This is a genomic window from Roseivivax halotolerans (genome assembly GCF_900115815.1).
GTDB classification, from domain to species: Bacteria; Pseudomonadota; Alphaproteobacteria; order Rhodobacterales; family Rhodobacteraceae; genus Roseivivax; species Roseivivax halotolerans.
Genome location: NZ_FOXV01000017.1, coordinates 1 through 21723, shown reverse-complemented (window position 1 = coordinate 21723; position 21723 = coordinate 1). Strand labels below are relative to the sequence as shown.

The following is a 21723-nucleotide window of genomic DNA, read 5'->3' as shown; positions in this document are numbered from 1 at the left end:
CGGCGGTTGCTGCTGTTGATCGCCGCTCTCTCCGTGGGACTTTTCGCGGTGGCTCAGGGTGCACATACCGGCGTTTCGCTCGATACCCTGCGTCTCAGCGCTGACAAGCTAAGCGGCGATGGACCGGTTGACGTTCCCTTCATTGCCCCTGGGGGCGATGCCGTGCTGACCGGGCGCGTCAGCCATATCCGCGATGGTGACACGCTCGAGATCGGCGGCGTGCCCGTTCGCTTCACCGATCTGGACTGTCCCGAGCTGGGAACGTCCGCTGGCGAGACCGCGAAACAGCACCTGGTCCGGGCCGCCCGGGGAAGGGCGCTCTCGTGCCGCTTGACCGGCGAGATGAGCTATGATCGCCACCTTGGAGCCTGCACGCGCGACGACGGAAGGCGAATCCGGGACGCGATGCGATCCAAGGGGATCTGCAGCTGAGGGAACCGCCCGTGCCCGCTGTCGTTGTCCTCCGAACACCGACAGGAGGTCATTCATGGCGCACAGCCTCACGCTCAAATCCATCGAACCCGTTACGCACGACACCAACCACCTCGTCTTCGAGAAGCCCTCAGGCATCGAGTTCAAGCCGGGGCAGGCGGTCGATCTTACGCTCGACAAGGAGGGCTGGCGCGACGAGAAACGTCCCTTCACCTTCACCTCGCTGCCCGAGGACGACACGCTCGAGTTCGTCATCAAGTCCTATCCCGACCATGACGGCGTGACCGAGCAGATCGGGCAGCTCAAGGCGGGTGACAAGGTTCTCATCGACGATCCCTGGGGCGCGATCGAGGACAAGGGGCCGGGCTGGTTCATCGCCGGCGGCGCGGGCGTGACGCCCTTCATCGCGATCCTGAAACAGCGTCTGAAGGACAAAGGCACGCTCGAAGGCTGCAAGCTGATCTTCTCGAACAAGACCGAGAAGGACATCATCCTGCGCGACACGTTCGAGAGCATGAAAGGCCTCGAATGCGTCTTCACCGTGACCGACCAGGAAGACAGCCCGCTTTATACCGGCGAGATCGGGAAAGAGATGCTGTCCCAGCACGTCACGCCGGGCGACGGCAAATGCTATGTCTGCGGGCCCGACGCGATGCTCGACGATATCTCGGCATGCCTCAAAGAAATCGGTGTGCCGGAAGACGACATCATCACCGAGGAATTCGACTGAGCCGCGCTCAGAACCACTGACCGGGTTCCATCAGCCCCATGTCCAGAAACTGCCGTGAGTGCCATTCGAAGGGCGTCGAATTGTGCCAGGTGAAGGTGCGGATATCGAAGGTGGAGCCCGGGTTCTTCTTGAGCGCCTTGGCCGTTCGGAACGAGGCGAGCGCGGCGGTCAGGTTGTTGTGCCACGGGCAGGCATAGGTGTTGTATTCCTCGTCCGAGAACGTGTGATCCGCGCTTAGCTCGAGTCCCGGCTTGGCGCGGAAAAGTGAAATCCGGTCGATCTTGCGCCGCGCGGCAGGCACATGCTCTTCGTAGCGCCATCTCAGCCCACCGAAGAAATCGAGTTGCCGCTCTTTGGGGTAATTGTGGTTGGCGGGATCGTTCCGCGCCAGGGCGTAATAGCCTGACTTGTCGAGATACGCCTGATCCAGCGACACCGCGTTCGGGTAGCGGCTGAGATCGGCGGCGTAGAGGTCGACCACGTAGGTCAACATGGACTCGCGCCGCTCCTCTGTATGGAAGGCCAGGAGTTCCCCGACCGTCCTCGTCTCGCAGAACGGGTAGAACAGGTATTCGGCGTTGTAGCAGTAGAACATCCACCGGCCCGGTGCGGCGTCGATAACGCGATTGACCGCATTCGGCACGGCATCGACCGCGGTCATGTCGTAATCGATGCGGATCACGCTGTCCTGCAGGTCCGGGGCAAGCGGCATGATATCGGCCATGAAGACGAGGACCGTCCCGAAGCCCGAATGCTGGTGATGGCGGATCGTGGTGTCGAGCTCCACCGTGTCCTCTGCGAAGATCATCGCCAGAGGAAGCTTGCCTTTGGCAAGGTCGGTCTTTGAAAGACAGGCGGAGAGCGAGTTGAAATGCATACGTGCCCGAATGTTTTGCGAGAAAAGTCCTGAAATTTCGTATCCATTGCAAGATGCGGAGATTCTAAGTTAAGAGCCGCGCTCAAACTGCGACACCGGGAGGCCGGGCATGACCGCGCCCAAGAAGCTTTTCATCAAGACCTATGGCTGTCAGATGAACGTCTATGACAGCGAGCGGATGGCCGAGGCGCTGGGCGGCGAGGGCTACGTGCCCACCGACAGTCCCGATGACGCGGACATGATCCTCCTCAATACCTGCCATATCCGAGAGAAGGCGGCGGAGAAGGTCTATTCGGAGCTGGGGCGCTACAAGGGTCTGAAAGCCGAAAAACCGGATCTCAAGATCGGTGTGGCGGGCTGTGTCGCGCAGGCCGAGGGCGAAGAGATCGTGCGGCGTCAGCCGATGGTCGATCTGGTCGTCGGCCCGCAGAGCTATCATCGCCTGCCGGATCTGCTGGCGAAGGCGAAGACGGGCGCACGGGCCCTCGACACCGACTTTCCCGAAGAAGACAAGTTCGAGCACCTGACAGCCCGGCCCAAGGCACGCCGGGCGCCGGCTGCCTTCCTGACGGTGCAGGAAGGCTGCGACAAGTTCTGCGCCTTCTGCGTCGTTCCCTACACGCGCGGGGCGGAAGTGTCGCGCCCGGTCGACCGCGTTGTCTCGGAGGCGCGCGACCTTGTTGAACGCGGGGTGCGCGAGATCACGCTTCTGGGCCAGAATGTCAACGCCTATCACGGTGTCGGGCCCGAAGGCGCCGACTGGGGGCTGGCCCGGCTCATCCGGGAGCTTGCCAAGATCGACGGTCTCGAGCGCATCCGCTTCACGACCTCTCATCCCAACGACATGGATGACGATCTGATCGCGGCGCATGGGGATTGCGACAAGCTGATGCCCTATCTGCATCTGCCGGTGCAGGCGGGTTCCGACAAGATCCTCAAGCGCATGAACCGCCAGCACACAGCCGAGAGCTATCTCAAGCTCATCGAGCGCCTGCGCGCCGCACGGCCCGATCTGCACCTCTCGGGCGACTTCATCGTCGGCTTCCCCGAAGAGACCGAGGCGGATTTCCAGGCGACGCTCGATCTGGTCGAGGCGGTCGAATACGGCTCGGCCTTCTCGTTCAAGTATTCGACCCGGCCCGGTACTCCGGCGGCGGAGCGCGCCCAAGTGCCCGAAGACGAGAAGACCGAACGGCTGCAACGGCTCCAGTCCCTGCTGACCCGTCAGCAGCGCGCGCTGCAGGATGCGATGGTTGGGCGCGACGTGTCGGTCCTCTTCGAGAAACCGGGCCGGACGGACGGTCAAATGGTTGGTAAATCGGAATACCTTCATGCCGTCCACGTCACCGGAGCTGATGTGGCTCCGGGCGATCTGCGGCGCGTTCGTGTCCTCGAAAGCGGGCCGAATTCGCTTATGGGAACAGTCCTGTAGCCCTCCGCACCTGGTAAAAACGCAGCCATCTGCCTGAAATTGCGGCCAAAATATGTCGCGCCTCGCGGCCTTGCGGCATCCCTGCGATTGTTTCCCGCTGTCGCACAATATAGGCGTGTTTTTGCTTCACAGGGCTAATTTAGTTGCTAAAGTGTTGATTATAGTAGCTTTGCATTTCCTCGCTGCCAGCGTCCGGAAGCAAAGCGTGGGGCAATGAATAAAGATTAAGGAACGAAGCTGTGGCGCATTCCGTTTTCAACATCGCCAAGACAGCGATCCTGAGTGTGGCCGTCGCCGCGTCTCTGGCGCTGCCTGGCGCGGCATCGGCCGACACCGCAGAAGCGCGCGTGCCGGTCATCTCGACCCAGAACACGACGACGATCCGCGGCGAGCGGTACATCCCTGGCATCTGGGTCGATCCGGATGGCTGCGAGCACTGGGTCATGGATGACGGCGTCGAGGGCTACATGAGCCCCCACGTCAATCGGAAGGGCATTCCGGTCTGCCGGCGCGGCAATGTCTGCGGTGTCATGAATTCCGACCAGTTCTTCGCGACCGACAGCGCGAAGATCAGCCATGCCGGCAGACAGCGTTTGGCCGAGTTCTTCCAGCAATCCACCGCGACGGCCTATGTCATCACGGGTCACACGGACAGCCGGGCGAGCGACGAGTACAACATGCGCCTGAGCTACAACCGCGCGAACGCGGTCGCAGCGATCGGGTCGTCGGTCGGCGCGCGCATCACCGACGTTCGCGGCTACGGTGAGCGGATGCCCGTCGCATCGAACGCCACGGCGACCGGCATGGCGAAGAACCGCCGCGTCGAAATTGTCTGCATCCGCTGAAAGGGGCGCATAACATGAAACTCACGAGATTCGCCCTCATCGGTCTTGCCGGCATCGCGCTTGCGGGCTGCGAGCTGGCCGACGGTGTCGGCGCCTATGGCCCCGACAAGTCCATCGACCGCGGCATCGATTCCGATGACCTGTCCACCATGCGCGCAGGCATCTGGGTCGATCCCAATGGCTGCGATCACTGGATCATCGACGACGGCGTCGAGGGATACCTCTCGGCACGGATCGACAAGTATGGTCGTCCGGTCTGCTCGGGCGTGGCTCCGCCGACCGTTGCGACCGGCGATTTCAAGCAGGGTTCGACCAATATCATCGGCGATCCGCTCTGATCCGATACGTCCGATTGATCACGACGCCGTGCGAAGTGCCACTTCGCGCGGCGTTTTCCTGCGTGGACGCCCGGACAGAGCCCCTAATGCGCTTGCCCTTTGGCCGCCCTGCTGGGACAGTGGAGGCAGACTCGCAGATACGGAGCCTTGCGTGACGACCGGCACCCTGACCGACGCATCCATCGAATTTCCCGATAACCGTCTCCTGATCGAGCTTTGCGGCGAGTTCGACAGAAACCTGACAGACATCGAAGGCCGCCTCGGCGTCCAGATCCTGCGCCGCGGCAACCAGCTTGCGATCCACGGCGAGCCCGACGCTCAGAAAGAGGCGGTGGAGGTGCTGACGAGCCTCTACAACCGTCTCGAGCAGGGCAAGGAGGTCGGCCGCGGCGACATCGATCGCGAATTCCGCATGAGCCAGGACGAGCCGGGCGAGGATCAGCTCGAGATGTTCTCGGGCGGCAAGGTCGAGATCAAGACCCGCAAGAAGCTGATCGAGCCGCGGACCGAGGCTCAGAAGGCCTATGTTCGCTCTCTCTACGCCAATGAGCTGGCCTTCGGAATCGGACCGGCGGGCACGGGCAAGACATATCTCGCCGTCGCGGTGGGCGTAAACATGTTCATCAACGGGCTCGTGGACAAGATCATTCTTTCGCGTCCGGCGGTGGAAGCGGGCGAGAAACTCGGCTTCCTGCCCGGCGCGATGGAAGACAAGGTCGATCCTTACATGCAGCCGCTCTACGACGCGCTGAACGATTTCCTGCCGGGCAAGCAGCTTGCGCGCCTGCGTGAGGAAAAGGCCGTCGAGATCGCACCGCTGGCCTTCATGCGCGGACGCACGCTTGCCAATGCGTTCGTGGTGCTGGATGAGGCGCAGAACGCCACCTCGATGCAGATGAAGATGTTCCTCACCCGTCTTGGGGAGGGCAGCCGCATGGTCATCACCGGCGACCGCAGCCAGGTGGACCTGCCGCGCGGAGTGCAGTCGGGGCTGAAAGATGCTGAACGTCTTTTGACAGGCATCCCGAAGATCTCGTTCAACTATTTCACGGCGAAGGATGTGGTGCGGCATCCGCTCGTGGCCGCGATCATCGAAGCTTACGACAAGGACGCCGAGACCGGCTGAGAAACGTATGCTGACCGAGACGATCCTCGAAGACGAAGGTTGGCTGGCGCTGGATCTGCCGGCTCTGGCCGAGCGCGGGGCGGTGTCGACGCTCGAGCATCTGGGGCTCTCGCCCGAGACGTTCGAGATCGCGATCCTTGGATGCGACGATGACCGGATCGCGGAGTTGAACGGCGATTTTCGCGGAAAACCGCAGCCGACCAACGTCTTGTCCTGGCCCGAGGAAGATCTCGCCCCCGAGACCGAGGGCGAGCCGCCTGACCTGCCGCAGCCCGAAGAGGCGCCGCATTTCCTAGGGGATATCGCGATTGCGCGCGAGACCTGCCTGCGCGAGGCCGCCGAAGAGCGGATCCCCGCCGAGGAACACGTTCTTCATCTTGTGGTTCATGGCGTGTTACATCTCTTGGGATACGACCATGTTCGTGACGGTGACGCCACATTGATGGAACGGCGTGAAGTCGAAATACTTGGCACATTAGGCCTGCCGGACCCATATTCACGGGGACGGGCATGACAAGGCCCAGCACAGACGGGAAAAGGAATGGGTGACAGCGACGCATCGTCTAGCGCCGCGCAAGGCGCGCTCGATACGGACGACAGTGAACGGCCGGGATTCTTCAGAAGGCTCTTCGAAGGATTCAGCGGCTACGAGGATGAAGACGGGGGCGATATGCAGCACCCGGCGACTGGCGGCGGGCATGGGCTCGCCAATCTACGCCGCATGCGCGTGGATGATGTGTCGATCCCGAAGGCCGACATTATCGCGGTTCCCGACACGATCACACGGGACGATCTCGTCAAGGTGTTCCGGGAAAGCGGGCTGACCCGACTGCCGGTCTATTCCGGCACGCTCGACACGCCGGTCGGCATGGCGCATCTGAAAGATTTTGCTCTGATGCACGGTTTCAACGGCTCGGGCACGCAGTTCAACCTCAAGAAAATGCTCCGTCCGCTTCTTTTCGTGCCGCCGTCCATGCCGATAGGCGTGCTGCTCACCAAGATGCAGACGGAACGGCGTCATATGGCACTCGTCATCGATGAGTATGGCGGTGTCGACGGACTCGTCACGATCGAGGACCTGATCGAGCAGGTCATCGGCGAGATCGAGGACGAGCATGACACCGAAGAGGGCAAGAACTGGCGGCTCGAGAAGTCCGGCTGCTACCTCGCGCTCGCCAAGACGCAGCTTGACGAATTCCAGGAAGAGATCGGCATCGACCTCACCGAAGACGAGGAGATCGATGGCGAGGAAATCGAGACGCTGGGCGGGCTCGTCTTCGTCCTTGCCGGGCACGTGCCAGCGCGGGGCGAGGTTGTGCCGCATCCCGCTGGCCTCGAATTCGAAGTGGTGGACGCCGATCCGCGCCGGATCAAGCGTCTGAGGGTTCGTCTGCCGGGCGCCACGGGCACGGCGGCCGCTGCGAGTGTACGCGCATCTTCGGAGGTTCAGGCCGACCGCAATGGCTGAGACGTCCGCGGTGCAGCGCGCAGCCCTGCGAAAGCGGCGCGTGGCGCTCGGGCTCGTGGCCGGGCTCGTCTTCGCGACAGGCCAAGCGCCGCTGGATCTGTGGTATCTCGCGCTTCCCGCGCTCGCCAGTCTGTTCTGGCTTTTGTTTCGCGCCGCCGGTGCTCGAGAGGCAGGCTGGACGGGCTGGGCCTTCGGCCTTGGCTATTTCGGCCTCTCGCTCAGCTGGCTCGTCGAACCTTTCATGATCGATGCCGCTGTGACGGGGTGGATGGCGCCGTTCGCGCTGGCTCTGGCTGCCGCCGGCTTCGCCCTGTTCTGGACCTGGCCAGCATGGGCGGCGCTGCGGCTCGGTGTTCCGTGGCTGGTGGTGCCGTTCTGGGCGCTGTCCGAGCTGGCGCGCGGGTACATCCTGACAGGCTTTCCCTGGGGCCTCGTGGCCTATGTCTGGGCACCGACAGGCGCAGTGCAATCGCTTGCTTGGATCGGACCTTACGGTTTGACGCTTCTTACCCTCGCGCTTGCAGCGGTCACTGGCCGAGGTCTGGCCAAGCGGAGCGTACGCCTCGCCGCGCCGCCCGTCGTCTTTGGCCTCGCGCTGGCACTCGGAGGCGCGTGGCTCGTTCCGGCCGCTGAGACTTCCGAGGATCGCCCTGTCATCCGTCTGGTCCAGCCCAACGCGCCGCAAGACGAGAAATGGCAGCGCGAGAATGCCCGGCTTTTCTTCGACCGGCTGATCCGGGCCACTGGCGCGGACGGCACGCCCGATCTCATCCTCTGGCCCGAGACGGCGGTGCCGATGCTGCTGAACCAGGCGGGCGAGGCGCTGGCCGTGGCGTCGCGGGCGGCGGGCGATACGCCGATTGTCCTCGGGATCCAGCGCGAGGCGGACGGCGCCTACTACAACTCCGCCGTCGTTCTCGATGCGGGGGGCCGGATCGCGGATGTCTACGACAAACACCACCTCGTTCCGTTCGGAGAATACATGCCGGCGGCATGGCTCTTCCGGCATATCAATGTCTCGGGCCTCGCGCAGCGCGCCGAGTATGGATATTCTGCGGGGCCCGGCCCACGGCTTCTGGATCTTGGTCCGCTCGGCCAGGCCCTGCCGCTCATCTGTTACGAGGCGGTCTTCCCACAAGATACCCGCGGCACAGAGGCGCGGCCTGCCATGATCCTGCAACTGACGAACGATGCATGGTTCGGCACATGGTCAGGACCGTATCAGCACCTGATGCAGGCGCGGATGCGCGCGATCGAGCAGGGGCTTCCCGTGCTACGCGCCGCGAATACCGGCGTCTCGGCGGCGATCGATCCGTGGGGGCGCATCACCGCGTCGCTCGGCCTCGGTGAGACGGGGTTCGTCGATGCGCCTATCCCTGCGCCGCGCGCTCCGACCCTCTATGCGAAAACCCATGACTGGCCGATCCTGTTGTTGCTCATCGGACTCTGTGGTGCGGGTGTCCTGGCCCGGGGGCGCAATCGCATTGACGCGGGTTCGGGTCCGGTCTAGCAGGTTGCGTCTTATACCCTGTCACAACGGCTTCCTGGCGTGGCAGCAGACCATAATGGAGCACTTCTCATGGCCAGAAATAACTACATCTTCACCTCGGAATCCGTGTCCGAGGGGCACCCGGACAAGGTGTGCGACCGCATCTCCGACGCCATTCTCGACGCGCTTCTGGCCGAGGATCCGTTGGCTCGCGTTGCCTGCGAGACCTTCGCGACCACTGACCGCGTCGTGATCGGCGGTGAAATCGGACTGAGCGATCAGGCCAAGCTCACGGAATACATGGCCCGCATCCCCGATATCGCGCGGGCCTGCATCAAGGATATCGGCTACGAGCAGGACAAGTTCCACCACGCGACCTGCGAGATCACCAATCTTCTGCACGAGCAATCGGCGCATATCGCGCAAGGCGTGACAGGCGAGCGCGGCGACGAGGGCGCGGGCGATCAGGGCATCATGTTCGGCTACGCGACGAACGAGACCGACGCACTCATGCCCGCGCCGATCCTCTTTTCCCACGCGATCCTGAAGCGGCTGGCCGAGGCCCGCAAATCGGGCGCCGAGCCGCTCCTGCGCCCCGACGCGAAGTCGCAGCTGTCGGTGCGCTACGAGAACGGCAAGCCGGTTGGCGTGACGCAGATCGTGCTCTCGACCCAGCATGCGGACGAGGCGCAGACCTCCGAGGACATCCGCGCCATCGTGGAGCCCTATATCCGCGAGGTTCTGCCCGAAGGCTGGATCGACGATGCCACCGAATGGTGGGTGAACCCCACGGGCACGTTCGTCATCGGCGGGCCCGACGGTGATGCGGGCCTGACGGGCCGCAAGATCATCGTGGACACCTATGGCGGCGCGGCCCCGCATGGCGGCGGCGCGTTCTCGGGCAAGGATCCGACCAAGGTGGACCGTTCGGCGGCCTACGCGGCGCGATACCTTGCGAAGAATGTGGTGGCTGCGGGCCTTGCGGAGCGTTGCACGATCCAGCTCTCCTACGCGATCGGCGTCGCCAAGCCCCTCTCGATCTATTGCGACACGTTCGGCACCGGCGAGGTGGATGCCGCCGCGATCGAGCGCGCGATCCCGAAGGTCATGGACCTGACCCCGCGCGGCATTCGCACGCATCTCGATCTCAACAAGCCGATCTACGAGCGCACCGCGGCTTACGGGCATTTCGGGCGCGAGCCCGATGCGGATGGCGGGTTCTCCTGGGAGCGGACGGATCTCGCGGACGCGCTCGCCAAGGAAATCTGAACTGAGACGGGCCGCGAGCTAGAGCGCGCGGCCCCTCAGTCTCAGAAAGAGGCTCTCCTCGTCATCATTGCGGAAGAACGGCACTGACGCGGGCGGCGCGGTATCATGGACGCGCGCTGTGATCTCGGCCAGGACCACCTCGGTGATGAAGGGCATATCGAGCGCCCGAACCTCGTCGAGCGCCACCCAGTTGAGGTGGCTGAGCTCGTCCGATGCCGCGGAGAAATCATCGGGATCGCTCGCAAGCGCATCCACGTCCACCAGGAAGAACCGCGCATCGAAGCGCCGGGGCCGGCCCGGCGGCGTGATCGCGCGAAAGACGAATTGAAGCCCTGCGGCGGATGGCCGATGCCCCGTCGCGGCGAAGCCCTGCCAGTCGGGCGGCGGCGATTCCCAAGGGGCTGGCGCGCCAAGAACCTGACCGGTTTCCTCGAAAAGCTCGCGGATGGCGGTCAGCGGAAGTGCCTCGGCGACGTGGGCGTGCTCGGTATCTTCCAGAAGCCGGGCGCGGCACCCTGCGGGCAGGTCTTCCGCAAGCGGGACGTCGCGGTCGCCAGGATCCTGCGCGCCGCCCGGAAAGACGAATTTCGACGGCATGAAGGCTGCCTTCGCGCCGCGTTGTCCCATCAGGACGCTCGGCCGTGTCGCGCGGTCTCTCAGCACGATCACGGTGGCGGCGTCGCGGATAGCGGTCTTGTCGGTTCGGTCGGTCGTGCTGCTGTCGCTCATTCTGCCCTGTCTGCGCGGCCTCGGCCCTCAGACAGGATCCTGTCCGAAACCGTGCATCCCGCGCGCCCATTGGAAGGCGACGATCGCCCCCTTTAGCCGGGGCAGAAGGTAGAGGGAAAGCCCGACACAGCCAACCGCGAAGATGGTGAAGAGCGTGAGCGGCTGCGGCCGCCAGGTTTCGAACACGATGAGCAGCAGCGGTGCCATCAGGTGCCCGACGATCAGGATCGTGAGGTAAGCCGGCCCGTCATCCGCCCGATGATGATGCAGCTCCTCGCGGCAGACCGTGCAGCTCTGGCGGATCTTGAGGTAGCCGGACAGCAGCGGGCCATTGCCGCAACTCGGGCATTTCCGGCGCCATCCCTTGATGAGGGCCGGCATCGTATCGCGTTCCTGGGCGTGGTCTTGCGCGGCAGACATGCGCGCTCCTTCGGGCTTGTGTGACCTGCACAAGATGGACTGTCGGCGTCGCTATATAAAGGTGCCATTCCGTTGTTGCGGCTGGATGTCGCGCAATGCCGCTGGCAGGTCGCGTGGCGCCGAAAAAAATCGACGGATTGCGCGGGGCGGTGCGTGTAACGAACATGCGCCGCTCGGAAGTGGCGTCGCGGATTGGTTCAAACTCAAGGAAACAGGCATGAAACGCATCGCAGCCCCCGCCGCTCTGACGGCAACCTTCATCGCACTCGGCCTCGTTGTGCCGCAGATCGCAACGGCCCAGGACGGCCCGAGCGGAAAGATGCCCGCCTTCGAGACACTCGATACCGATGGCAGCGGCGGGCTCAGCGCGGAGGAGCTGAAGCGCTTTGGCATCGAACGCTTCGCGCGCGCCGATACGGACGGTGACGGCAAGCTGACCGCGGCAGAGCTTGACGCTGCACGCGCCGATCGCGCCGACAAGCGGCAGGCGCGGATGATGAACCGCCTCGATACCAACGGAGACGGCGCGATCAGCCTCGAGGAAATATCTGCCCGTGCCAACCCCGACCGCATGATCGAGCGGCTTGACCGTGACGGCGACGGCGAGGTTTCGGCGGAAGAATTCGCCGAGCTCCGTAAGCGTGGCCCGCGTCGCAACTGAAGCGCGCACGCCAAGCGCCCTTGCCCGGCGGGTGAGGGCGCTCTAACCCCAAGGCCGGATCTTTGCCCGTGGCACTGGACGCGATGAACGACGAGAGCGAAGACGAGCTGATGGCGCGGGTCGCCTCTGGCGATGCTTCGGCAGCGCGCGCGCTGACGTTGCGTCTCGCCCCCCGGATTTTCGCCCATGCGGTCCGACTTCTTGGCGACCGGGCCGAGGCGGAGGATGCTACACAGGATGCCTTGATGAAGCTTTGGCGCATCGCGCCAGATTGGGAGCCGGGACGGGCGCAGGTCGGAACCTGGCTTTACCGCGTGACCGCCAATCTTTGCATCGACCGCATCCGCCGACGGCGCAGCGCAGATCTCGAGGACGCGCCCGAGATCGCGGACGAGGCACCCCCTGTCGGGGAGCGGATGACCGACGCACAGCGGGTTGCCGCGCTCGAGGCGGCACTCGCAACGCTTCCCGCGCGGCAGCGGCAGGCCGTGGTGTTGAAGCATCTGGACGACATGCCCACCGGAGAGGTGGCGCGGATCATGGACATAGGCCCGAGGGCTGCGGAAAGTCTGATTGCGCGAGGCCGTAAAGCGCTGACCGCGCGCCTGGCAGGAAGGCGGAAGGAGTTGGGGTATGAAGACGACTGAGACGCCCGATGACGATCTCTTCGAGGACCATCTCGAGGCCGCCCGCGCGACGCCGCCCGAGATCGATCGCGATTTCCTCGCGCGGCTCACGGACGACGCCGAGCGGGAGGTTCTGACGCGCCCGAGACCCGGTCCGCGTGAGCCGTTCCTCCAGCGCGTCCTCGAGGCGCTCGGCGGCTGGCGTGCCGTGGCGGCACTGGGTGCGACGGTTGTGGCGGGGCTCTGGATCGGCGTGTCCCCGCCCGCCACGCTGGCGCCGTCGGTTGATGCGCTGTGGTGGGGTGAGGCCGACATGGCCGTTTATCTCGATCCGGCGCTCGGGTTCGACAACCTGGATCAGGAGGGCTGAGCGATGGCAGGGACGGAAAAAAAAACACGCTCGATGCCGCGCTGGATGAAAGTCCTGCTCGTGCTGTCGCTGGGGCTCAACCTCCTGATCGTCGGCACCGTCGTCGGAACGTTCGCCAAGCGCGGCCCGCCAGGCCCGAGCGACCGGCTCGATAGTTTCGCCTATGCGCGTGCGCTGGATCAGGCAGATCGACGCGCGATCTTCAGCGAACTGCGGACCGCCCGGCGCGAGATCGGCGGTCCGTCGATCCGGGATGCCTCCGGCGCGCTGTCGATCTTGCGAGCGGAGCCGTTCGACTCCGCGGCATTCGCGGATGTCATCGAGGCGCAGAATGCCCGCGGCGACCAATTGCGGGAGATCGGCCAATCGGCCTTGATCGACAGGATCTCGACGATGAGCGCGGAAGAACGCAACGAATATGCGGACCGGCTGGAAGCAGCGATGGAGGCGCGGCGCGATCGACGGAAATGAGTATCGGGTGCGCCTCGAGCCTCAGCCCGTGCCCGCCGGCAGCCGCCTGATCGCCCGGTCGCGCGCATCCGCCATCGACATGCAGACGACGCGCCCGCGCCCGGCATCCTTTGCCGCGTAAAGCGCGTCATCCGCGCGCGAGATCAACGTTCCGGTGTCGAGGTCGGCTGCGTCAGAGACTGTCAAAATCGCGCATCCGATAGAGACGCTCACTCGCACAATCTCCGGCTCGGCTCCGAAATCGGCAAGCACACCGCATGCATCGACGGCACGCCGCAGACCCTCGGCCGCCTGGATCGCTTCGGCGCTGCCGGTATCTTGCATTGCGATAAGAAATTCTTCTCCGCCGAGCCGCGCAACAAGGCTTTCGGGCCCCGCGGCGCTTGACAGGCATGTCGCCACTTCTGCGATCACGCGGTCGCCGAATGGATGCCCGAACCGATCGTTGACCGCCTTGAACCGATCGATATCCGCGATCATCACGGCAAGCGGCCGGGAGTTCTTGGCGACCGACGCGCGCCATGCGCCGAGCCTTGGCAGCGCATAGCGCCGGTTCCACAGCCCGGTGAGCGGATCCGTCAGAGCCGCGCGCATCCCGGCCTCAAGGCCGAGTCGCTGCCGCCGAAGGCTTGCGCGCCGGTCGAGTTGACGCCGCACGCGGATCGCAATCTCAGCGCGGCTGGCGTCAGCAAGGAGTACGTCGTCGGCACCCATATCGAGCGCGGCCGCGGCCCGCTCCTGCGCGGATGGACCATCGGTCAAGACGATGATCGCCGCCTCGCGCCCCTGCGTCTGGGATCGCAGATCCGCGATGAGGCTGCGGCATCCATCGCCGTCGAGGCCGGCGTCAGAGATGACGTATCCGTCCGCTCCCCTCCCTGATGCGCTCAAAGCCTCCCTTGCGCTGCGCCGCTCGATATTCGCGTCGGCCAGTCCCGAGATCGCGTCCGACAACCGGTCCGGCTCTCCCGTCACGTGACTGCCAACAAGCGCCACGCGTCGCCGTCCCGGCGCGGCGGCGGTGGCCTCGGCGAAACCGAGAAGCCGCGTTTCATCCTCGTGCGCTTGCAATTCGCGCCGCTCCTCGAGTGCGCGGAACACAGCCCTCAGGCGTGCGGTGAGAAAGGCGTCTTCGCAGGTCCGTGGCAGCACCTCGTCGATTCCGGCCGCCAGCGCCGCTTCCGGTGAGGCTGGCGCGCTGCCTGCCTCGATCATCATGATCGCTATGATATGACCGGGCATGAGTGTCTTAAAACGAGACACCAGGCGGGCAGGGTCCACCCCCGGAGCGGCTGCCGAGAAGAGAAGGATATCGGGGCGGGCTGCCTTCGCGACGCGTAGCGCCTCTGCCAGGGTCTCGGCCTGGAAGGTCTCGTAGCAGGCAGCGGCCAGCTTGACGCGCAGCACGACCCGGTTGATCGCCACGCTGTCGAGGATGAGAATGCGCCCAGGCAATCCCGCGCCTCCCGATAATTGACAGGATGCAGGTCGCGCTTGCGCCGACCGGCCCGGATAGTCTTTATGCACAAAGGTTAACAAACATTTTCAGAAGGCACGGGAATGGCTCTGAACCGCCAGAATGCAGAGATCATCGGCCTGCAGGCCGTGGGGTGGCTGGCAGGGAACGAAGAGCTGCTTGCGGTATTTCTGGGGGCGACCGGCGCCTCGGAGGCGCAATTCCGCGACAGCGTCTCGGATCCCGACTTCCAGGGATCGGTGCTGGACTTCCTATTGATGGACGATGCGTGGCTGACGGCCTTCTGCGACGATGCCGGCCTCGATTACACTGCGCCGATGTCGGCACGCGCAATGCTGCCGGGCGGCGAGGCGGTGCATTGGACGTGACGTCCGATCTTCCCGGTATCGATGCGATCCTTTTTGACAAGGACGGCACGCTGTTCGACTTTCGACTGACCTGGGAGGGCTGGGCGGCCGGGGTGCTCGACCGGCTTTCGGGCGGCGATACGGCACTGGCCCGTAGGCTCGGGAACGCGATCGGCTTTGATAGCGATCAGGGTTTCTCTCCTGACAGCCCGGTCATTGCCGGAACCGCCGAAGAGGTCACGGAGTGCCTTGTGCCGCATCTTCCCGACCTGAGTGCGCGGGACATTCGCAGCCTGCTCGACGCGGAGGCCGCCGCCGCGCACCCGGTGCCAGCAACCGATCTGCCCGCGCTCCTGGCAGACCTCGACGCGCGCGGCCTCGCCCTCGGCGTTATGACCAACGACAGCGAATCCGTCGCGCGGGCGCATCTCGCGGCCGTGGGAATTGCCGATCGATTTCGCCTCGTGATCGGCGCGGATTCAGGGTTCGGCGCAAAACCCGATCCGGAGCCGCTTCTGGCTTTTGCCAATGGTGTCGGGGTCGCCCCGGCCCGCGTCCTGATGGTCGGAGACTCGAGCCATGACCTTTCGGCGGCGCGTGCGGCAGGTATGCGCGCGGCCGCGGTTCTGACCGGGATCGCCACGCACTCGGAGCTTGCACCCCTCGCGGAGGTGGTCCTGCCCGACATCGGAGGTCTGCCGGGCTGGCTGGCCGCGACCCGATGTCCGTTTGCCGGATCTTAACCGGACGCGCGCATAAAGCCTCCGGAACGGATTTCGCAGGCTCCGATGCACGGGCTCATCAACACGACACTGCAATGCTTCATGCGGGATACATATGGCGATGCGCGCTGGGCGAAGGTGCTCTGCGCGCTGCATTTGGATGCGGCAGGGTTCGAGGCGATGCTCAGCTACGAAGACGAGCTGACGGCGCGCCTTGTCTCCGCGATCGCGGAGGAGCTGGGGCGTCTACCCGGCACGTTGCTCGAAGATGTGGGACACTACCTTGTCTCGCACCCCCGGCGGGAAGCGTTGCGCCGGCTCTTGCGGTTCTCAGGGCGCTCTTTCCGCGATTTTCTTCATGCGCTCGACGAGCTGCCCGATCGGGTGCGCCTTGCGGTTCCGGATCTAGAGCTGCCGGATATCGACCTCAAGGCGGTGGACGAGAACCGCATCGTCTTTGCGATCCGGGATAAGCCACCAGGTGCCAGCCACGTCCTTCTGGGGCTCTTGCGGGCAATGTCGGACGATTACGGCGCGCTGGCGATCCTGGACCTGACGAAAGGGCGCGGCGACAGGGACCTGCTTTCGATCTCCGTTGCGCAGGACAGGTTCTCGGCAGGGCGGGCGTTTTCGCTGGCAGGCGAGGCCCGCACGGGATGAGCACGCAGAGCTCGGTCCTGTCATCGCTCAGACCGATGTCGCTCTGCGTGGATGCTGCTGGAGCCATCGTTTCGGTCGGACCGACCACGCGGAAGGTGCTCGGTGATATCGTCGGCACGCCCCTTTTCGACATGCTCGACGTCTCGCGGCCGAAGGGGATTGGAACATTGAGCGCGCTCCGGGCCCAATCGGGTGCAAAACTGCACGTTCGGGCGCGGAGCGCGCCCGAGACGCCGATGGTCGCGCAGATCGCGATGGACGAGGCAGGGGGCATGGTGATCGATTTCGGGTTCGGCATTGGCGTGGCCGAGGCCGTGCGGCGACACGGGCTGACCGCCGCTGATTTTTCGGCGACGGACCTGACGCTCGAAATCCTCTTCCTGATCGAGGCGCAGCAAGCCGCGATGGCTGCCTCTCGCAAGCTGAACCGCCGTTTGCACGTGGCCCGTCTTGCTGCCGAGACGGAGGCCACGACCGATGGGCTGACCGGTCTTGCGAACCGTCGTGCCGCGGACCTCGCCCTGAGAACGCTGGAGGCGGGCGAAACACCCTTCAGCCTCGTTCATGTCGACCTCGATTTCTTCAAGCAGGTGAATGACCGGTTCGGTCACAGGGCCGGAGACATCGTCCTGCAAGACGTGGCGCGCGATCTTACGGAGGCGGTCCGTCCGGGGGATCTCGCCGCGCGGATCGGCGGGGACGAGTTTCTCCTTGTCTTTCCGGGCCTCGCCGATGCTGATCAATTGATCCGGCTCTGCGAACGCCTGATCGGCCGTATCGAGCGGGAGCGCCGGATGAACGACCGCATCTACGCGATCTCCGCGAGCGCAGGGATCGCGCTTTGGCATGGCGGGAGCGATGTCTCGACCGAGGATTTGATGGGGCAGGCGGACCGGGCGCTCTACGCCTCCAAAGCTGCAGGCCGCGGCCGCGTGATACTTGCCGAACCCCGCTGCCAGCCGCCGCCGGATGTATCGCCGAAAGCGCCGGGAAATTTTGCCGACGGCTCTTGATCCCCCGGAGAGGACGCCGTAGATACGCGCGCAGTTGGGGTGTAGCCAAGCGGTAAGGCAGCGGTTTTTGGTACCGTGTACCGTAGGTTCGAATCCTACCACCCCAGCCATGTTTTCCTCTCAGTCCGAAAAGACCCCAGAACATAGGGTCCAAAAGCCGGTTTCCAAAACCGAAACCGCCCGAATTCCTCGGGGTATGACACAAACCCTGACACAGGGTGTGACACATGCCCCGTCGCGCGACGTCGCGCCGACAGAGCCGCAGAGGGCACCTGTGGTCCGATCTTCGGGGCGACGCCAGACACCGGGATCTGCGAAAAGCGCGGGTCCCTACCTTCAGCGCCGGGGCCGCATCTACTATTTCCGAAAGCGCCTTTCGGGCTGCCTGGCAAATCGGGTCAAACGCGCGTTCATCTGTTTTTCCTTGCGAACCCACTTGGTCTCCGAGGCGATGATCCGTGTTGGACGGGTCCTCGCCGCCCTTGAAATTGCGGAGACCCAGATGACCCAACTCGCCGAAATCACAACCCTCACACCCGCTCAGGCCAACAGCGTCCTGATGGAACTGCTGCGCTCCGAGCTGGCGGACCTGCTGCAGCGTTACGACTCGGGAGCGCTTTTCGCGGAGACCGACGCCTGTCGCATCGAGGAGGCTCGGGAGGCCTTGAAAGCCAGCGCGCGAGCGCGGGATTTCAGTGCGCTCACGCCGCGCCTCAAGGATGCCGCACGCATTGCAGGCGTGGATCTTCCCAATGATCTGCCGACCGGTCTGGCCTTACAGGGCGCAACGCTGAAGCGCCAGCTTCTCGATATCAAGACCGCGTCGCTGGAGCTCGAAGACCCGCGGCACCTTGCCCGCGATGTCGTCGCGCGGTTTTCGGACAAGCCCGTCGATAAATTCGTCGCGCCCACGATCCTGCTCGAGGATGCGATCGCCGAGACCTATCGCCTGTATCCGTCCAAGGACATGAAGGGGAACATCGACGCGATCGCAAAGCTCGCACGCTATCATTTCGGCAATTGTGCGATCACGTCGATTACGAAAACGCGCCAGGAAGAATTCTTCACCTGGATGACCCGGTTGCCGAAAGTGCACGGCAAGAAGCATGGGCGGAACCGCTTCGAAAAAACTGGCAAGCTCCTCGACAAAAACGCCGAGATTGCCGAGGCCGATGCAGATGACGCTCTCATCATTGCTGAGATTCGTGCCAAGGACCTTTCGGTTCCGGAGAAACGTGAATTGCTCGCAGAACGCCTTACGCCACGTCTGGCGAGATTGACCATCCGGCGCAATCGGGACGGTCTCTCCCGCATCTTTAAGGCTGCCGTGGAACTGGGGGCCGAGGTTCCGCCAATGGTCGGCTACAAGGATATCGATCGCATCGTGAAAGCCTCGAACGTATCCGATGACGCGCTGCACATGCGGGTCACCCAGCCGAAGATCCGCTTGCCATGGAGCGCCGAGCGGCTTTCAGCGTTCTTGAAGAGCCCGATATTCACCGATCACTCCTCTCCGCATCGCCGTTGGAAACGCGGGCAGGTCATCACGCGCGACGGCACCTATTGGATCCCGCTCTTCTGGCTTGCGGTCGGGACCCGCGATGAAGAAATCGTCCTCGCACCGCGCCGGGCGCTCGTGTTGCGCAACGGGGTCTACGGTCTTCTGCTCCACAGCAAGACCGAGGACGGGGAGCGCTTCCTGCCCATTCCTCAGGTTCTTCTTGATCTCGGTTTCATCGATTGGGTGCGCGCCTTGCCAGATGACCATGGCCCGCTGCTCTTTCCGGATGCGGCAAAACGCTCGGAAACTGGAAAAGCGTCGGAGAATTTCTCGCGGTCAATGGGGCGTATGCTGTCACGTCTTGGTTTGAAGGATTTCGACGAGGACTTCTATGCGCTTCGAAAGACCTTCCTGAGCATGTTGAGCCAGCATGGCGTGGAAGACGGACTGCGGCAGGCGATTGCCGGACACCATCGTCACGCGATCATCAACAAGCACTACACGGCGCACCGGACGGTCGAGATGAAGGCGGCCGTGGACCGGGCAGATTTCGGTCTCACGATATCGCACAGCCCGCGCCACGGCTTCCCGATTATTCGTGACTGTAATCTGGGCGGGGCCATACAGGTTGGTGTCGAGGTGATCCTTGGCGCGGATGAATCGGTCGAGTGCGTGACCTTTCGCCCCGATAGCCAGTCGTCGCCAATTCTATCGGTTGATCTGAAGACGCTGCCGGAAGCGCCAAAAGAAAGAAAGGCGATCTATCGCGATCTCGTGCGTTCGGCGCGCCGGATCGTGGAGCAATACGATATCCGGTTGCCAAAGAGCCCGATCAAGCGGCGTGCGTTTGAAGGTTTTCTTGCTTCGGCATGAAAGCCACCGCGCATACTGGTCGGCCCGTCGGTCGACCAGTTTCAATCCGTGTCGTCGTTCGCCGCACCCGCTGCGGCTATCGCGGTTTTGCTGTGCTTCGGCACTGGCCTTGAATATTGGATTTTGGTCCCGGTGGAGTGCCCCCACTGAAGTGGTCCACCAGCTGGGATAGTTTTAGAGGGTGTCCGCAAACCGTGTTGGTCCGCTATGCGGACTTTCCGGTCATTCGGTGGCCAACCGATGCAACTGCAGCATGACAATGGAGGCGCTGGCACCTGCAACCGGCGGGGTTCTGCGTCGCGGCGCAGATCACGGAAGCGGTCGTTGAAGGCTGCGTCAAACCAGGGAATCTAAACCCACCTTTCGCTGCGTCTCGTCGCAGCGCCGCCGATGCGGACAGAGCGGACCCCATCCCAACACCACAGGCAGTTTAGGCGCACGTTGCCGAAGCCGAGTTTAGTAACACCACTGTCAGGTTCCGAGACCGAGCACGGGATAGAGCGAGGCCACCAGCAGAGCCGCCATGGTGATGTTAAAGACCCTGAGCCGGGTCGCATTCGACAGCCATTTCCGGACCACGGTCCCGAGCCATGCCCAGACCGAGATCGCCGGAAAGCAGACAAGCGCGAACGCACCGGCTACGATGGCGACCGACAGCAGCGAGCGGTCAGGCGCGTAGAGCGTGATGGCAGAAAGGCACATGGCCCAGGCCTTGGGATTCACCCACTGGAACATGGCCGCTTGAAGAAAGGTCATGGGACGGCTGTCCGCGTCCCGCTCCTCCACCGGAGCGGCCGTCGCGATTTTGAATGCGAGCCAGAGCAGATAGCCAACGGAGGCGACCTTCAGCACCAGGTTCAGCGCAGGCACTGCGTCGAACAGCGCCATCAGCCCCACACCTACGAGAAGAGCCATCACCGTCACGCCCCCGGCGATGCCGAGCATGTGCGTCAGGGTCCGCCGGAAGCCGAAGTTCGCACCGGATGCCATCAGCATCAGGTTGTTCGGCCCCGGCGTGGCGGTGGCGACGAATGCGAAGCCCAGAAGGGCGGTCAGGAAAGCGAGATTCATGGGGCGTTCCTCCAACACTGCTTGTGCGCAACAATAGCGGGCAAAGGTCGCAACATGTCGTCTAATGCTTTACTCTGATAGATATTTGCACAATGATTGCCGGCCTATGGACGCTATCGACCAGAAAATATTGCGCGAGCTACGGCGCGACGGGCGGATCAGCAATGTCGCTCTGGCCGAACGTGTCAGCCTGTCTCCCTCGGCCTGCCTGAGACGGGTTCAGGAGCTGGAGCGAACTGGGGTCATCCGAGGCTACAGGGTCGTGACCAGCCCCGAACAGATGGGTCGCGGTTTTGCCGCCTATGTCATGGTCGGGCTGTCCTCCCATACCAAGTCGGCACAGGAGGGCTTCGAGCGCGCCATGTCGGTCGCGCCCGAAGTCGTCGAGTGCCACAACGTAGCAGGGGCTTTCGAGTACCTCCTTCGCGTCGAGAGCGCCGATCTCTCGGAATACAAGCGCTTCCACACGGAGGTCTTGGGCACCCAATCCCATGTCCATGCCATCACGTCCTACATCGTGATGGGATCACCTAAGGATGAACGCGCCACTTAATCTGAAAAAGCGAGACGGCCTTGGTCTGGGCCGGAATTCGAGCGCCGCCGAATGTCGTGGAAGGGCTTATTCCGTTGAAAAACTCGTCCTTGATCGGGGGGCATCTGGCTGATTCAATTCCTGCGAAGGGTGGGAGGATCGGCGATGATGGGACCGCGGCAGGAGGTGCAACCGGCGTTGTTCTACGAGTTCTCGCTTGAGGATCACGTCCCGCAAGACCACT

Annotated in this window: 25 protein-coding genes, 1 tRNA gene and 1 riboswitch; of the genes, 21 read left to right on the top strand and 5 right to left on the bottom strand. The window is 63.8% G+C overall.

Annotated elements, in window-relative coordinates; all coding sequences use genetic code 11:
- The first annotated feature begins 48 nt into the window (after positions 1–48).
- Together BM171_RS17025 and BM171_RS17020 are read left to right on the top strand one after the other, a co-directional pair.
- Positions 49–432 carry a thermonuclease family protein gene (locus BM171_RS17025; protein ID WP_139218734.1) on the top strand — a complete coding sequence of 128 codons (384 nt, stop codon included), beginning with the start codon at positions 49–51 and terminating at the stop codon, positions 430–432.
- Between the two features lie 55 nt (positions 433–487).
- Positions 488–1162 (top strand): FAD-binding oxidoreductase, encoded by a 675-nt coding sequence (locus BM171_RS17020; RefSeq protein WP_093015280.1) that lies wholly within the window; start codon positions 488–490, stop codon positions 1160–1162.
- Between the two features lie 7 nt (positions 1163–1169).
- On the opposite strand, the gene BM171_RS17015 is transcribed toward BM171_RS17020, so the two are convergent.
- Complete coding sequence (locus tag BM171_RS17015) at positions 1170–2039, bottom strand: hypothetical protein (RefSeq protein ID WP_093015277.1); 870 nt, start codon at positions 2037–2039, stop codon at positions 1170–1172.
- 109 nt (positions 2040–2148) lie between these two features.
- Between BM171_RS17015 and miaB the strand changes: the two genes are divergently transcribed.
- From miaB to metK, 8 genes are all read left to right on the top strand, one after another.
- Complete coding sequence (miaB, locus tag BM171_RS17010; RefSeq protein ID WP_093015274.1) at positions 2149–3471, top strand: tRNA (N6-isopentenyl adenosine(37)-C2)-methylthiotransferase MiaB; 1323 nt, start codon at positions 2149–2151, stop codon at positions 3469–3471.
- Between the two features lie 239 nt (positions 3472–3710).
- Positions 3711–4316, top strand: a complete 606-nt coding sequence (locus BM171_RS17005) for an OmpA family protein (RefSeq protein WP_371418193.1) — start codon at positions 3711–3713, stop codon at positions 4314–4316.
- A 14-nt stretch (positions 4317–4330) separates the two neighbouring features.
- The gene (locus BM171_RS17000) at positions 4331–4654 is read left to right on the top strand and encodes a hypothetical protein (protein ID WP_093015271.1); all 324 of its coding nucleotides are present in this window, start codon (positions 4331–4333) and stop codon (positions 4652–4654) included.
- Between the two features lie 151 nt (positions 4655–4805).
- On the top strand, positions 4806–5780 hold the full coding sequence (locus BM171_RS16995; RefSeq protein ID WP_093015268.1) for a PhoH family protein: 975 nt from the start codon (positions 4806–4808) through the stop codon (positions 5778–5780).
- 7 nt (positions 5781–5787) lie between these two features.
- Positions 5788–6294, top strand: a complete 507-nt coding sequence (gene ybeY, locus BM171_RS16990; protein WP_093015265.1) for an rRNA maturation RNase YbeY — start codon at positions 5788–5790, stop codon at positions 6292–6294.
- Positions 6295–6321: 27 nt separating this feature from the next.
- A complete protein-coding gene (locus tag BM171_RS16985) occupies positions 6322–7248 on the top strand; it encodes a transporter associated domain-containing protein (protein WP_093015262.1) in 927 nt (308 codons plus the stop codon).
- A complete protein-coding gene (gene lnt, locus BM171_RS16980; protein ID WP_093015259.1) occupies positions 7241–8758 on the top strand; it encodes an apolipoprotein N-acyltransferase in 1518 nt (505 codons plus the stop codon). The genes BM171_RS16985 and lnt overlap by 8 nt, the downstream gene beginning before the upstream one ends.
- 15 nt (positions 8759–8773) lie before the next feature.
- A riboswitch (SAM-SAH riboswitch) is annotated at positions 8774–8821 on the top strand.
- Positions 8822–8827: 6 nt separating this feature from the next.
- Positions 8828–10006 carry a methionine adenosyltransferase gene (gene metK / locus BM171_RS16975; RefSeq protein WP_093015256.1) on the top strand — a complete coding sequence of 393 codons (1179 nt, stop codon included), beginning with the start codon at positions 8828–8830 and terminating at the stop codon, positions 10004–10006.
- Between the two features lie 18 nt (positions 10007–10024).
- Here the strand turns inward: metK and BM171_RS16970 are convergent, their stop codons facing one another.
- Both BM171_RS16970 and BM171_RS16965 read right to left on the bottom strand, forming a co-directional pair.
- Positions 10025–10735, bottom strand: coding sequence for an NUDIX hydrolase (locus tag BM171_RS16970; RefSeq protein WP_093015254.1), 711 nt, complete (start codon positions 10733–10735; stop codon positions 10025–10027).
- Positions 10736–10762: 27 nt separating this feature from the next.
- On the bottom strand, positions 10763–11155 hold the full coding sequence (locus BM171_RS16965) for a DUF983 domain-containing protein (protein WP_093015251.1): 393 nt from the start codon (positions 11153–11155) through the stop codon (positions 10763–10765).
- Positions 11156–11372: 217 nt separating this feature from the next.
- Here BM171_RS16965 and BM171_RS19040 point away from each other — a divergent pair, with 217 nt between their 5' ends.
- The 4 genes from BM171_RS19040 to BM171_RS16945 all read left to right on the top strand — a co-directional run bounded on the left by BM171_RS19040 (position 11373) and on the right by BM171_RS16945 (position 13283).
- Complete coding sequence (locus BM171_RS19040) at positions 11373–11816, top strand: EF-hand domain-containing protein (RefSeq protein WP_175497616.1); 444 nt, start codon at positions 11373–11375, stop codon at positions 11814–11816.
- 62 nt (positions 11817–11878) lie between these two features.
- Positions 11879–12463, top strand: a complete 585-nt coding sequence (locus tag BM171_RS16955; RefSeq protein ID WP_245760318.1) for a sigma-70 family RNA polymerase sigma factor — start codon at positions 11879–11881, stop codon at positions 12461–12463.
- Positions 12450–12812, top strand: a complete 363-nt coding sequence (locus BM171_RS16950) for a hypothetical protein (RefSeq protein WP_093015245.1) — start codon at positions 12450–12452, stop codon at positions 12810–12812. The genes BM171_RS16955 and BM171_RS16950 overlap by 14 nt, the downstream gene beginning before the upstream one ends.
- Before the next feature lie 3 nt (positions 12813–12815).
- Complete coding sequence (locus tag BM171_RS16945; protein ID WP_093015242.1) at positions 12816–13283, top strand: periplasmic heavy metal sensor; 468 nt, start codon at positions 12816–12818, stop codon at positions 13281–13283.
- Between the two features lie 21 nt (positions 13284–13304).
- Here BM171_RS16945 and BM171_RS16940 read toward each other — a convergent pair whose 3' ends face one another.
- The gene (locus tag BM171_RS16940; RefSeq protein ID WP_093015240.1) at positions 13305–14738 is read right to left on the bottom strand and encodes a diguanylate cyclase; all 1434 of its coding nucleotides are present in this window, start codon (positions 14736–14738) and stop codon (positions 13305–13307) included.
- A gap of 105 nt (positions 14739–14843) precedes the next feature.
- On the opposite strand from BM171_RS16940, the gene BM171_RS16935 reads away from it, so the two are divergent.
- The 6 genes from BM171_RS16935 to BM171_RS16910 all read left to right on the top strand — a co-directional run bounded on the left by BM171_RS16935 (position 14844) and on the right by BM171_RS16910 (position 19876).
- The gene (locus BM171_RS16935; protein ID WP_093015237.1) at positions 14844–15128 is read left to right on the top strand and encodes a DUF3572 domain-containing protein; all 285 of its coding nucleotides are present in this window, start codon (positions 14844–14846) and stop codon (positions 15126–15128) included.
- Positions 15125–15850 (top strand): HAD family hydrolase, encoded by a 726-nt coding sequence (locus BM171_RS16930; RefSeq protein ID WP_093015434.1) that lies wholly within the window; start codon positions 15125–15127, stop codon positions 15848–15850. The genes BM171_RS16935 and BM171_RS16930 overlap by 4 nt, the downstream gene beginning before the upstream one ends.
- A gap of 45 nt (positions 15851–15895) precedes the next feature.
- Positions 15896–16489, top strand: a complete 594-nt coding sequence (locus BM171_RS16925) for a heme NO-binding domain-containing protein (protein WP_093015234.1) — start codon at positions 15896–15898, stop codon at positions 16487–16489.
- Positions 16486–17502 carry a GGDEF domain-containing protein gene (locus BM171_RS16920; RefSeq protein WP_093015231.1) on the top strand — a complete coding sequence of 339 codons (1017 nt, stop codon included), beginning with the start codon at positions 16486–16488 and terminating at the stop codon, positions 17500–17502. Before BM171_RS16925 ends, BM171_RS16920 begins: the two co-directional genes overlap by 4 nt.
- Before the next feature lie 35 nt (positions 17503–17537).
- A tRNA-Gln gene (locus BM171_RS16915) sits at positions 17538–17612 on the top strand.
- Positions 17612–19876 carry a DUF6538 domain-containing protein gene (locus BM171_RS16910; protein ID WP_342742000.1) on the top strand — a complete coding sequence of 755 codons (2265 nt, stop codon included), beginning with the start codon at positions 17612–17614 and terminating at the stop codon, positions 19874–19876. Before BM171_RS16915 ends, BM171_RS16910 begins: the two co-directional genes overlap by 1 nt.
- Positions 19877–20347: 471 nt before the next feature.
- Here BM171_RS16910 and BM171_RS16905 read toward each other — a convergent pair whose 3' ends face one another.
- Positions 20348–20947 (bottom strand): LysE family translocator, encoded by a 600-nt coding sequence (locus BM171_RS16905; protein WP_093015225.1) that lies wholly within the window; start codon positions 20945–20947, stop codon positions 20348–20350.
- A 106-nt stretch (positions 20948–21053) separates the two neighbouring features.
- Here BM171_RS16905 and BM171_RS16900 point away from each other — a divergent pair, with 106 nt between their 5' ends.
- On the top strand, positions 21054–21500 hold the full coding sequence (locus BM171_RS16900; protein ID WP_093015222.1) for an Lrp/AsnC family transcriptional regulator: 447 nt from the start codon (positions 21054–21056) through the stop codon (positions 21498–21500).
- The last annotated feature ends 223 nt before the right edge of the window (positions 21501–21723 follow it).